At 53.3% G+C, this 12,259-nt stretch carries 11 protein-coding genes; 1 reads left to right on the top strand and 10 read right to left on the bottom strand.

The genetic code is table 11. The features are described from left to right. Positions 1 to 15: 15 nt before the first annotated feature. From flhA to murJ, 10 genes are all read right to left on the bottom strand, one after another. Positions 16 to 2,115 carry a flagellar biosynthesis protein FlhA gene (gene flhA, locus CWE12_RS08030; protein ID WP_126789182.1) on the bottom strand — a complete coding sequence of 700 codons (2,100 nt, stop codon included), beginning with the start codon at positions 2,113 to 2,115 and terminating at the stop codon, positions 16 to 18. Positions 2,116 to 2,459: 344 nt separating this feature from the next. Continuing rightward, a complete protein-coding gene (locus CWE12_RS08025) occupies positions 2,460 to 2,978 on the bottom strand; it encodes a hypothetical protein (protein ID WP_126789181.1) in 519 nt (172 codons plus the stop codon). Continuing rightward, positions 2,953 to 3,459, bottom strand: a complete 507-nt coding sequence (locus CWE12_RS08020) for a prepilin-type N-terminal cleavage/methylation domain-containing protein (protein WP_126789180.1) — start codon at positions 3,457 to 3,459, stop codon at positions 2,953 to 2,955. Before CWE12_RS08020 ends, CWE12_RS08025 begins: the two co-directional genes overlap by 26 nt. Next, positions 3,452 to 3,955 carry a GspH/FimT family pseudopilin gene (locus tag CWE12_RS08015; RefSeq protein WP_126789179.1) on the bottom strand — a complete coding sequence of 168 codons (504 nt, stop codon included), beginning with the start codon at positions 3,953 to 3,955 and terminating at the stop codon, positions 3,452 to 3,454. The genes CWE12_RS08020 and CWE12_RS08015 overlap by 8 nt, the downstream gene beginning before the upstream one ends. 125 nt (positions 3,956 to 4,080) lie before the next feature. Beyond that, positions 4,081 to 5,025, bottom strand: a complete 945-nt coding sequence (gene ispH, locus CWE12_RS08010) for a 4-hydroxy-3-methylbut-2-enyl diphosphate reductase (protein WP_126789178.1) — start codon at positions 5,023 to 5,025, stop codon at positions 4,081 to 4,083. Then, positions 5,022 to 5,468 carry an FKBP-type peptidyl-prolyl cis-trans isomerase gene (gene fkpB / locus CWE12_RS08005; RefSeq protein ID WP_126789177.1) on the bottom strand — a complete coding sequence of 149 codons (447 nt, stop codon included), beginning with the start codon at positions 5,466 to 5,468 and terminating at the stop codon, positions 5,022 to 5,024. The genes ispH and fkpB overlap by 4 nt, the downstream gene beginning before the upstream one ends. A gap of 52 nt (positions 5,469 to 5,520) precedes the next feature. Further along, positions 5,521 to 6,024 (bottom strand): signal peptidase II, encoded by a 504-nt coding sequence (gene lspA / locus CWE12_RS08000; RefSeq protein WP_126789176.1) that lies wholly within the window; start codon positions 6,022 to 6,024, stop codon positions 5,521 to 5,523. After that, positions 6,024 to 8,867: an isoleucine--tRNA ligase gene (gene ileS, locus CWE12_RS07995; RefSeq protein WP_126789175.1), complete on the bottom strand. Its 2,844-nt coding sequence runs from the start codon at positions 8,865 to 8,867 to the stop codon at positions 6,024 to 6,026. Before ileS ends, lspA begins: the two co-directional genes overlap by 1 nt. Positions 8,868 to 8,952: 85 nt before the next feature. Beyond that, positions 8,953 to 9,876: a bifunctional riboflavin kinase/FAD synthetase gene (gene ribF / locus CWE12_RS07990; protein WP_126789174.1), complete on the bottom strand. Its 924-nt coding sequence runs from the start codon at positions 9,874 to 9,876 to the stop codon at positions 8,953 to 8,955. 188 nt (positions 9,877 to 10,064) lie between these two features. Beyond that, positions 10,065 to 11,582 (bottom strand): murein biosynthesis integral membrane protein MurJ, encoded by a 1,518-nt coding sequence (gene murJ, locus CWE12_RS07985; protein ID WP_126789390.1) that lies wholly within the window; start codon positions 11,580 to 11,582, stop codon positions 10,065 to 10,067. Between the two features lie 375 nt (positions 11,583 to 11,957). Between murJ and rpsT the strand changes: the two genes are divergently transcribed. Continuing rightward, on the top strand, positions 11,958 to 12,221 hold the full coding sequence (gene rpsT, locus CWE12_RS07980; RefSeq protein WP_126789173.1) for a 30S ribosomal protein S20: 264 nt from the start codon (positions 11,958 to 11,960) through the stop codon (positions 12,219 to 12,221). Positions 12,222 to 12,259: the final 38 nt, after the last annotated feature.

The raw sequence follows: 12,259 nt of genomic DNA, 5'->3' as shown, positions 1-12,259 counted from the left end.
ACTACCCCCAATCCACTACTGGCCGATCGAGCTCATGATGCGAATTTGCTTGTCGTCCGGGACTTCCTGGTACGACAACACATGCATGCCCGGGATGGTGTTGCGCACAAAACGCGACAACGTGTTTCGCAACACGCCGGATGTTAATAACACCGACGGCTGGCCGTTCATTTCCTGACGCTGATGCGCCTCTTGCAATGACTGCTGAATCTTCTCTGCCATCCCCGGCTCGATACCGGCACCTTCGTTGCCGGCGGCCTGCATGGACTGATGCAACATCTGTTCCAGCTCAGGCGCCAGGGTAATGACAGGCAGTTCTTCAATACCACCAGCCGCTTCCTGCACAATCAAGCGGCGTAGCGCTATGCGCACCGCCGCGGTCAATACATCGGTATCCTGACTCTTAGCGCCATACTCCACCATGGTCTGGGCGATGGTGCGGAAATCCCGTACCGGGACCCCTTCACTTAACAGGTTCTGCAGCACTTTAACTACCGCAGCCAGGTTCAGCGTATCCGGCACCAGGGCTTCTGACAGCTTCGGTGTCTGTTTACCCAGCATATCCAGCAGCTGTTGCCCTTCTTCATGGCCTAGCAGCTGCGATGCATTGTTGGTCAGGATCTGGCTCAAATGGGTTGCAATCACGGTTGCCGAATCGACTACGGTATAACCCAGTGTCTGCGCGTGCTCACGGTCTTCCCGTCGGATCCAAATCGCTTCCAGACCAAACGCAGGGTCAATGGTTTTCTCACCTTTTACTTCGCCGAAGACCTGGCCTGGGTTGATCGCCATCTCCCATTCAGGGCGGATCTCAGCTTCACCGAAGGTAACACCCATTAAGGTAATCCGGTATTGGTTCGGCCCCAGGTCGAGGTTGTCGCGAATATGGACTGCTGGCACCAGAAATCCGAGTTCCTGCGAGAGCTTTTTCCGCACTCCTTTAATCCGCGCTAAAAGCTCGCCACCCTGGCTCTTGTCAACCATCGGGATCAGTCGATAACCCACTTCCAGACCAATGGTGTCAACCTGATGCACGTCATCCCAGCCAATCTCTTTTTGTTCATGCGGGGTCGAGTCAGTCAGCTGCTTTTGTTGCGCAACCAGTTCGCCGGAGGCTTCTTCTTTCATCGTACGAATACGGAAATAGGCCATCGAGGCGAGCATTAATGCCATGCTTAAGAATGCGATATGCGGCATCCCGGGCACCACGCCCATAACAAAGAGAATGCCGGCAGAAATAATCAGGATCCGCGGGTTCGAAATAAGCTGCAGGCTCACCTGCTCGCTCATATCTTTGGAATCATTTTCCCGGGTAATTACGATCGCAGTGGCCACGGACAGCAATAGCGCAGGTATCTGAGCCACCAGGCCATCACCGATACTTAGCAGGGTGTAGACCTCTACCGCATCGCCGAAACTTAAACCATGCTGCGCCATACCAATGATAAAGCCGCCGATCAGGTTGATCATCAGGATCAGAATACCGGCAACCGCATCACCTTTAACAAATTTACTGGCACCATCCATCGAACCGTAGAAGTCGGCCTCGCGGGTAACATCCTGCCGGCGCTGCTTGGCATCTTCCTGGGTGATTAAGCCGGAGTTGAGATCGGCGTCAATCGCCATTTGTTTACCGGGCATTGCATCCAGGGTAAAGCGAGCGGTCACTTCGGAAATACGCCCGGCACCCTTAGTAATAACAACAAAGTTGATGATGATAAGGATCGCGAAGACTACTAAACCAACCGTGTAGTTACCGCCAATTACCACGCTACCAAAGGCTTCAATCACGTTACCGGCGGCATCCGCACCTTCATGTCCATGCAGCAAAACCACCCGCGTCGAGGCGATGTTTAATGCCAGTCGCAACAGCGTTGCAATCAGCAAAATCGTGGGAAACATGGCAAAATCGAGCGGGCGCTTGGTGTAAACTGCGACCAGCAGTACGATCATCGACAATGTGATATTGAACGAAAACAGGGTATCCAGCAGAAAAGGGTGCATTGGCAAAATGACCATCGCCAAAACGGCGAGGACAAAGAGCGGTGTGCCTACTCCTTTAACGTGCTGTGAATTATTCTGATAAAAGCTTTTCAGCGCACCAAACTGCTGCATTCGATTAGCAACCTCAAAACTGCATGACTGAGCAGCTCAGTCAACAAGTTGAAACTTCAGGAAGTGTCAAGAAAGTGTCAACGTCCCCCATCCTATCTAACTACTATTCAATTATCAGGCCAGCTTGATCAGGGACCTCCTTTTCACATTGAAATAAGTCCACGCGCCTTGTGTAATAAGGCATAGGTTGATCTAACTGGCGTTGATTGAGAGTCTGATAGCGATCAGTCAGATCATCCAGCTGTGGGTACCAATGCAAAAATAATGTAAAAACTGCCAAAGTTCCGACGCCTGCTATACTGCTTGCAATCAGCACCTCGAGCAGGCTGCTGCCGTCGTCCGCTCTAGCGCAGGCCCGGCCGCGTCCGGGGAAATACAGGGTCATCAGGGAACTCCTCATTCGGCGGCGGGATTGTGCTGTCCAGCGCCAGGCTTGAAGCGCTCGCATACCAGTAGGGTTGGCTACAACTTTGCGCCGGCACCAGTAGTAAGCGCTCACGTTCCACGTTGTTCCGTCGGTCTGTAACCCGCACCGACCAACACTGGGTTGTGGTTGGATAAGGGTGAGGACACTCGTCAGGCATCACCGCCCCGTCCAGCTCACTATTGTTATAACTGTCGGTTTCGAAACTGCCAGGCGACGACCCGCTCTGCCCCTCATTTAGTTGCAGTGCAAGCTGACTGAATAAGGCCTCAACCTCCTGCTGACGAGCGATACCGGTCTGTTGCAGATGAAGGTGCATAAACTGCCCCATCATCTGCTGACTACTCAGCGCCATCGCGGCCAGCGAGAAGCTTAATAACGCGAGTACGAACAGGAGTAGCGCGACACCCCGCTCAGTAGGAAACCGATAGCTGACCATCTATTCGCACCCGCCAGTTAAGTAAGTCATCACCGACCCGCCCCGCGATTGATACAAATGCCTGGGGGGTTGGCTCCGTGGTATTCAGCGTAAAGACAAAGGATTCAATATAAGCATGAGCGGATTCATTTAGATTCGACCAGTAGCCATCACTGCAACTCCTATTTCCACCCCGCCATTGCAGATGCCCGTCACGTAAACGAAGGCCAAGTTCATCACCCAGCAGAAGACATTGGGTCGCTGCACTCCACTGCCAGTTTATTTGCCCCGCGTCGACAGTGCGTCGCAACTCGCCATCCAGCCACCCGGCCAGCTGATAGAAATGCTGAACACGTCGGGCATGGGTGAGCCGCTGATCGAGTTCGATCAGCGGCCGGCTGAACACCGGCACCCAGACCAGCATAAAGATGGCGCTAATCAGCATTACCAGGCTCAATTCGAGTAAACTTACTCCCCGTTGCTGTCTGCGCGGCTTAAACACAGGCGGGTATTCCGCTCATGGCCGGCGACGAGCAACCTCTGATCCGGCCCAGCGCACTTACTACTATTGATATTTCCTGATCCTGCCTGCCCGCACGAAGTCTCAGCGTGCCCCCGTTTACACTGCTAAACCCACGTCCTGCACTAAAACTGAAGATGCGCGGGTTGTATTGTGTCGCTCTGAACGTAAATCCCTGGCGCAGCGTTCCTTTTGCCAGTGCACAGTCGCTTTTGTGATCACCTTCAAACCAGGCACACCACTGGTTATTTTCAAAGTGAATATGGCTGGTGCGTTGCTGCGCAATAGCCTGTTCGCGGGTTTCACTTATCTGCATCAGCAAGATTCCATGCAATCGTCGCAGCATCAGTGTATTAAAGCTTTGCTGTATCTGCGGAACCGTCACCGCCCCCAAGAGGCTCAGCAACGAAACCACCAGCATCAGTTCAAGTAAGCTGAACCCGCATTGTTTGCCGTGCATCTCTATAGCCATAGCCATTCCCCCACCCGCAATACCGAGAGTATGAACCTAGGCCGCTTTTTTGCTCGCCAGTTGCGCAATCACGCACAAAAAAGCCCGCCGTGTACGCAAATACACGGCGGGCTTTTAACTACATACTGAAATCAGGAGACCTGGGTAACCCTTAATTCGGGGGGAATTGAGAAGGTCACATTCTCTTCGCGACCGCTGCGTTCCTCGACGTCTCCACCACCCCACAGCTGCAAACGTTTCACCACGTTATGAACCAGAATATCCGGAGCAGATGCACCTGCGGTGACGCCCACATTGCGCACATTGGTAAACCAGTCTTGCTGCAGGCAATGTTCGTCATCAATCAGATACGCCGGGGTACCCATTTTCTCAGCCAGTTCGCGCAAACGATTCGAGTTGGAACTGTTGCGCGCACCGACCACCAGCATCACATCCACTTCGTCCGCCATCTCGCGAACCGCATCCTGCCGATTCTGGGTGGCATAGCAGATGTCGTCTTTACGTGGCCCGTTAATCGATGGAAAACGAGAGCGCAATGCATCAATCACATCAGCAGTATCATCCACCGACAGTGTAGTCTGGCTCATGTAATGCAGGTTTTCCGGGTCCTTGACGTCAAGTTCGGCCACATCGTCGACCGATTCCACCAGGTAAATACCGCCTTCGTCGTTCAGATACTGGCCCATGGTCCCTTCTACTTCAGGGTGTCCGGCGTGCCCAATCAGCACACACTCATGACCTCTGCGACTGGCGCGGGTCACTTCCATATGCACTTTGGTGACCAGCGGGCAGGTTGCATCAAAGACTTTCAAACCCCGGTTCTGAGCCGCCTGGCGGACCGCCTTTGAGACCCCGTGGGCAGAAAAGATAACAATACTGTCGTCCGGTACCTGATCCAGTTCTTCAACAAACACGGCCCCACGGTCCCGCAATCCGTCCACCACATATTTGTTGTGGACCACTTCATGGCGCACATAAATAGGCGGCGAAAACATCGCCAATGCCTGTTCGACAATGGTGATCGCACGGTCAACACCGGCACAAAAGCCGCGCGGGTTAGCCAGGATTACGTTCATGCGTCCTCCACACTCAAAATTTCAACCGCGAAGATAATGCGCTGACCGGCCAGTGGATGATTAAAATCGATGGTCACGGTATTACCTTCGACGTTACGCACTATGCCGGGGACTTCTCGCCCGTCAGGCTGGTTAAAGGCAATAATAGAGCCCACTTCCGCCGGCGCATCATCACTGAACTTAGACTTATCAAGATGGTAAATGTTCTCATCGATCGGCACACCGAAGGCTTCTTCAGGTGCTAAAGTGAATTCGCGCTCGTCACCAGCCTTTAACCCCAACAGGTGTTTCTCAAAATTTGGGGTCAGATTGCCGTCGCCGACCCGAAAGCGCGCGGGCTTTCCGTGCACTTTCGAACTATCCGCCGCACTGCCGTCTTCCAGCTTAATCGAAAAATGCATCACCACCCGGCTATTCTCACCGATGACCGCTAACTCACTCATATCTACCTCTTCACTTTCAACCATCGAGCCGGGGCCTGATCATTGAATTCACTTATCGATTTCGAAAGCCGTCCCAGATCATCAGGCCAGCGCCAATGACAATGGCGCTGTCGGCTACGTTAAATGCTGGCCAATGATGGCTGCTGTCACCGAGACGAATATAAAGATCAAGGAAATCTACCACGTAACCATGCTGCAGTCGGTCCAGCACGTTACCCAGCGCGCCGCCAATAACCAGCCCAAATGCCCAGTTTAAGCGCCATTCCCGACGCGACTGACGGCGCATCCAGAAAACCAGCACCGCCGATATAACGACCGCCAGCAAGGTAAAAAACCAACGCTGCCAGCCACCGGCATCACTTAAAAAGCTAAACGCGGCACCAAAATTTTGTGCATGCACAATATCAAAAAACGGCAGCACGTTAATTCGTTCATACAGACTCAAGGTCGCCAGAATCGCCTGTTTGGTAAGCTGATCAAGGACAATAATCAGCAATGGCACCCACATCAGGCGCCAGCCACTGTCCTGCCAACGCGCTGGTCGTTGTGCTGTCATCAGGCGAAACTCCGTTGCTCACCGTCGCCATCCACATTGGTGACACAGCGCTGACATAGCTCAGGATGCTCGTTGATAGTGCCAACCTCTTCGCGGTGATGCCAGCAGCGAGCACATTTGCTATGCGGTGACTTCAGGACCACTACTTTAAGCCCCTCGACGTCAGTGGCAATGGCATCATCTGGGATCTGACTCAACGGCGCCGTGTCAGCGTGCGAGGTCAGCAACACAAACCGCAGCTCGTCTTTAAGTTTAGCCAGCAGCGCTTCCAACTCGTCGCTGACATACAGCATAACGTTAGCTTGCAGCGAGCCACCAATACGATCGTCACGGCGTGCCTGCTCAAGAGCCCGGTTTACTTCGCCGCGCACCACCAGTAGTTGTTGCCAGTCGCTGTCACTAAGCTGACTCTCAACATCCAGCTGTGGCCATGCCTGATACCACTCCGCCGTAAATACATAAGTCTGACGACCCTCGACTTCAGGCATCAGCTCCCAGATTTCCTGTGCGGTGAAACTGGTAATAGGCGCCATCCAACGCACCAGCGCTTCGACAATATGCCACAGCGCGGTCTGACACGAGCGTTGCGCAACACTGTCTTGCTTCGCCGTGTACTGACGGTCTTTAATAATATCCAGATAGAAACTACCAAGCTCAATCGAGCAGAAGTGCATCAGTTTCTGGGTCACGCTCAGGAACTGGTAGTTGTCGTACGCATCGATAATCTCACTTTGCAGTGTCCGCGCCCGGCCGACAATCCAGCGATCCAGCTCAACCATATCTTCAGTCGCTACCGCATGCTCTGCCGGGACGAAGCCATTCAGGTTAGAAAGCAGAAAACGCGCGGTATTACGAATACGACGATAAGCATCGGCTGACCGCTTAAGGATTTCGTCTGACACTGTCATTTCAGCGGTATAGTCCGTTGAAGCAACCCACAAACGCAGAATGTCACCACCCAGTTTGTTCATTACTTCCTGGGGTGAAACCACGTTGCCCAACGACTTGGACATTTTGCGTCCATCCTGATCAACGGTAAAGCCGTGGGTCAGTACATGGCGGTACGGGGCTTTTCCTTTGGTCGCAACACCCGTCATCAGCGACGACTGGAACCAGCCACGGTGTTGATCCGAGCCTTCCAGGTACAGATCCGCCGGCCACGCCAGCTGTTCCTGCTGATCAAGCACGCAATAGTGAGTGACCCCGGAATCAAACCAGACATCCATGGTGTCGGTCAGTTTGCGATACTGCTCTGCTTCATCGCCCAGTAGTTCTGCGGCATCCAAATCAAACCACGCCTGAATACCGGCCTGTTCAATTTTGCCTGCCACCTGCTCCAGCAACTCAAGCGTGCGCGGGTGCAATTCGTCAGTTTCGCGATGAACAAATAAAGTAAGCGGTGTGCCCCAGGTACGCTGACGCGAAATACACCAGTCCGGACGCCCTTCTACCATGCTGGCGATACGGTTTTCGCCCCACTCAGGGACCCAGCGAACCTCTTTGATCTGTTCCAGCGCATCGCGGCGCAAGTTTTCTTTTTCCATGCTGATAAACCATTGCGGTGTAGCACGGAAGATAATTGGAGTTTTATGCCGCCAGCAATGCGGGTAGCTGTGCGGATAAGCTTCGTGGTGCGCCAGATTTCCCGCCTCTTTAATCGCTTCGGTAATCACATCATTGGCTTTAAATACGTGCTGACCTGCAAACATCGGGGTGTCGTCTTTATACACACCACGGTCATTAACCGGGTTGTACACTTCAAGACCATATTGCTTACCAACCAGAAAGTCATCGACACCGTGCCCGGGGGCTGTGTGTACACAACCGGTGCCTGATTCGGTGGTAACGTGATCGCCCAGGATCAGTAAAATATCACGCTCAAACAGCGGGTGATTCACTGTCATTTTTTCCAGCGCCGCACCCTTGCAGAAGCCAAGTTTATGATATTTATCGATACCATATCGAGCCATCGCATCGCTCACCAGATCAGACGCCATGATCAGACGTTCGACCGGCTTATCATCATTCCCTGCTTCAACCTGAACCAGTGCGTACTCCAGATCACCGGCTAAGGTAATCGCCTGCGAGGCCGGGATTGTCCACGGGGTGGTGGTCCAGATGACCACGCTCACCGGGCCGCTGCCTTCGTGCCCTTCCGGGTGTTCAAAAGCCGCCACCAGTTCAGCCTCGTTCTGGGCCGGGTATTTAACATCAATCGCCGGTGAGGTCTTGTCTTTGTACTCGACCTCAGCTTCAGCCAGCGCCGAACCACAGTCGGTACACCAGTGCACCGGCTTAAAGCCTTGTTGCAAATGGCCACGCTCAATAACTTTACCTAACGCGCGAACGGTATTGGCTTCCTGTTCGAAAGCCATCGTCATATAGGGCTGGTCCCACTGACCGAGTACACCTAATCGTTTGAAGTCTTCACGCTGGCCCTGGATCTGGCTGAGGGCAAACTCACGGCATTTCTCACGAAACTCGGCATCGGTTAGTTTAGCACCCGGCTTGCCGTGCTTTTTCTCAACGACCAGCTCAATCGGTAAACCATGACAGTCCCAGCCTGGAACGTAAGGAGCGTCAAAGCCACTTAAGGTCTTCGATTTCACCACCACATCTTTAAGGATTTTATTGACCGCATGGCCAATGTGGATCTGGCCGTTAGCGTACGGAGGGCCGTCGTGCAGAATAAACTTGTCGCGACCTGCACGCGCATTGCGGATCTCGCCATACAGATCGGCGGCGTACCATTGCTCAAGCATTTTCGGTTCGCGTTGCGCCAGGTTGCCGCGCATAGGAAACGGCGTTTCAGGTAAGTTTAACGTGTGCTTATAGTCGCTCATGCCTTTCTAATTTCCGTCGCTTTATGAATTATTACCCGAATTCAAGATTCAAGCCCCGCGCTCGAATCTTGAATTCATGACTGACCTAGCGGTTTGCGTAGGCCTGAGCCTGCATTACATCCAGGTGAATTTGTTGTTTTAGTTCTTCCAGCGAAGCGAATTTCACTTCGTCGCGAATTTTATGCAAAGGGGTGACGACCATCTCTTCACCATACAAGTCACCGGCGAAGTTAAACAGGTGCGCCTCAAGCTGGACACCCTGGCCATTGACCGTAGGCCGCCGGCCAATATTGGCGACCCCGTTGTAGCGTTTGCCGGCCACCTCAACCTGAACCACAAACACCCCCTGCAAGGGTGAACGCAACCGCTTCAGTGGAACATTCGCGGTCGGAAAGCCAATGGTACGCCCTTTCTTTGCGCCATGGCTAACTTTACCGCACAGAGTAAAAGGTCGGCCAAGCATCTCCTCGGCATCGGCAAAATGGCCCTGCTCCAGTGCTTCACGGATTAACGTCGAGGAAACACGTTGGGTATCGTGGCGATAGCTTTGGGTGTCAACCACCGCAAAGTTATACTGCTCACCCATTGCTTGCAACAGCGCGAAATCGCCAGCGCGGTCTTTACCAAAACGAAAATCATCACCCACTACAACCAGCTTAACGCCGAGTTTATCGACCAGCGTGGTTTTTACAAAGGTTTCTGCCGCCTGGCTGGCAAATTTTTGATTGAATGGTGTACACAGCATGCGCTGGATACCCTGACTTTTCAGTAATTGATACTTCTCGCGCCAGGTGGTCAGCCGTGCCGGAGCAATTTCCGGACGAAAAAATTCAAGCGGCTGTGGCTCAAAGGTCATCACCACCGCCGGTAGCTGTAATTCAGCCGCGCGGGCTCGCACCCGCTGCAGCACCGCCTGATGCCCGAGGTGAACGCCGTCAAAATTACCAATGGTGAGAACACAGTGGCGATGGGACGGAGTAATTGTGTGTAAACCGCGAATAAGTTCCATAAGCGCTGGATTATACCCCAAACCCCGCCCAGGTTTCACCCACAATTCAACGTTCAGGCGCGGGGCTTGATCATTGAATTGACGCAATTCAACGTTCGAGCGCGGGGCTTGAACGTTGAATTGGACTCATTGCGTACAGCAAATGCGGCAAATTCAATGATCAAGCCCCGCGCTCGTTTGTTGAATCGTTAGTGGGGGGTGCGCAGGTGGCGCAGGCGGCCTCCGAGGAGCAGGAAACTGGCGCCGTAGACCAGGCCACCAGCGCCGATCAGGCCACCAAGCCAGAGGCTGCGGATCAGATTACCCTGTGCCAGCCAGCTTGTAATGGGCGGCGACAAGAGCAGGATCATGGCCACCATGGCCAGTGTCGCAGCGATGATTCGGGCAAAAAACACTAAGGTGGCCCGCGGTAACGCCAGCACGCCTTCGCGATACAAAACGCTCGCCAGCAACAAGGCATTCACAGTTCCTGACAACGCGGTGGCGATCGCCAGGCCAACGTAACCAAAAGGAATCGCAAAAATCACGTTGAATACCATGTTCGCTGCCATGGCGATAATGCCGTACTTCACCGGCCGTTTGGTGTCCTGGCGCGAAAAGAACCCGGTTGCCAGTACTTTAACCAACATAAAGCTAAGCAAACCTGCACCGTATGCCATCAGACTGTACGAGGCCATCCGCGAATCATCGACGCTAAATTCACCGCGCATAAAAAGCACCATCAGCATCGGTTGAGCCAGCACAATGAGTCCTGCCATCGCCGGTAAACCCAGCATACTGACCGCGCGCACGCCCCAGTCCAGAGTTTCGCGAAAATGCGCTAGTGACTGGTCTACGTGCCGCGCTGACAATGCCGGTAAAATAACCGTGGCGATGGCGATGCCAAACAGCCCAAGGGGGAACTCAAGTAAACGGTCGGCATAATAGAGCCAGCTGATCGAGCCGGTCATCAGGAAGGAGGCAATCAGGGTATCAAAGAGCAGGTTGATCTGACTGACCGACACCCCAAAAATAGCGGGTAGCATCAACAGCCGAATACGTTTGACCCCGGGGTCGTTCCAGCCCCAGCGTGGGCGGACCAGGAAACCGGCGCGCTTTAAAAACGGCAGTTGAAACAAAAACTGCACCAGACCACCGGCGAAGACACCAATGGCTAACCCAATCTCCGGCTGGGCCAGGTTCGGAGCCAGCCACCAGGCCGCGGCGATAATAGCCACGTTGAGAAAGACCGGGGTAAAGGCCGCCACCGCAAACTTACCAATGGTATTCAGGATCGCACCGGCCAACGCGGTGAAGGTAATAAACCACAAATAAGGAAAGGTGATTTTTAACAACAGGCTGGCAAGCTCAAACTTTTCAGCGTGCGGCCCGCCCTGCCAGTAATCAAGAAACCAGCCGAAGCCAAACATCGCAGCCACCACTGGCGAGCCGATCACCGCCAGTATGGTCACAACCGTAATAATGGTACCAAGGGTGCCTGCGACCCGGGCGATCAGCAGCCGCGTTTCATCCAGCGTTCTACCGCGGTGATATTCGGTTAAGACCGGTACAAACGCCTGCGCGAAGGCGCCTTCGGCGAACAGGCGGCGCAAAAAATTGGGAATTTTATTGGCAAAGAAAAATACGTCCGCCGCCTGACCAGCCCCTATCAGAGCCGCAATCACAATATCGCGTACCAGGCCGAGAACCCGTGAAATAAGGGTCATCGCGCTGACCACCAGCCCGGAACGAACCAACCGGGGTGACTGCTTTGGAATATCTGCCTGCCCCTGAGGTTCAGACGGGGTCGACGGTGAGGGTTCAGTTGTGCTCAAGGCAACGTCCTGCGCTGTTAATCCGAATACAGGCTATAGTACGGGATAGCAAAACGCAGGCATAGACCCTAAAACGCAAAAGCCACGTTCAGATACTAACCAAATAACTGTTGCCCTCAGGCCAGCAGGCCGGTAGAATACGCGCACAAATTTTATCAATGTCATGCACAATGGATTGACTTTTAGGTCCGAATTCGGGTATAGTCCGCGGCCTTAAACGTTAAGACAGCAATGTCAGACACAGCTTACAGAATTTAGGAGTTTACCTTGGCTAACATCAAGTCTGCTAAGAAACGTGCGGTACAATCCGAGAAACGTCGTCAGCACAACGCGAGCCGTCGTTCAATGATGCGCACGTACATGAAAAAAGTTAACGCAGCTATTGCTGCTGGCGACCAGGAAAAAGCATCAAACGCATACGCAGAATTGACGCCAATCCTTGATCGTTACGCGAGCAAAGGCCTGATTCACAAAAACAAAGCGTCTCGCCATAAGAGCCGCCTGAACACACAAATTAAAGCATTAGCTTAATTTGTGTTGTTGAAGTGAATTGCGCCACGCGCAGATCA

The sequence above is a fragment of the Aliidiomarina sedimenti genome (assembly GCF_003986955.1).
Classification (GTDB): Bacteria; Pseudomonadota; Gammaproteobacteria; order Enterobacterales; family Alteromonadaceae; genus Aliidiomarina; species Aliidiomarina sedimenti.
This window is presented reverse-complemented; position numbering and strand designations above follow the sequence as displayed.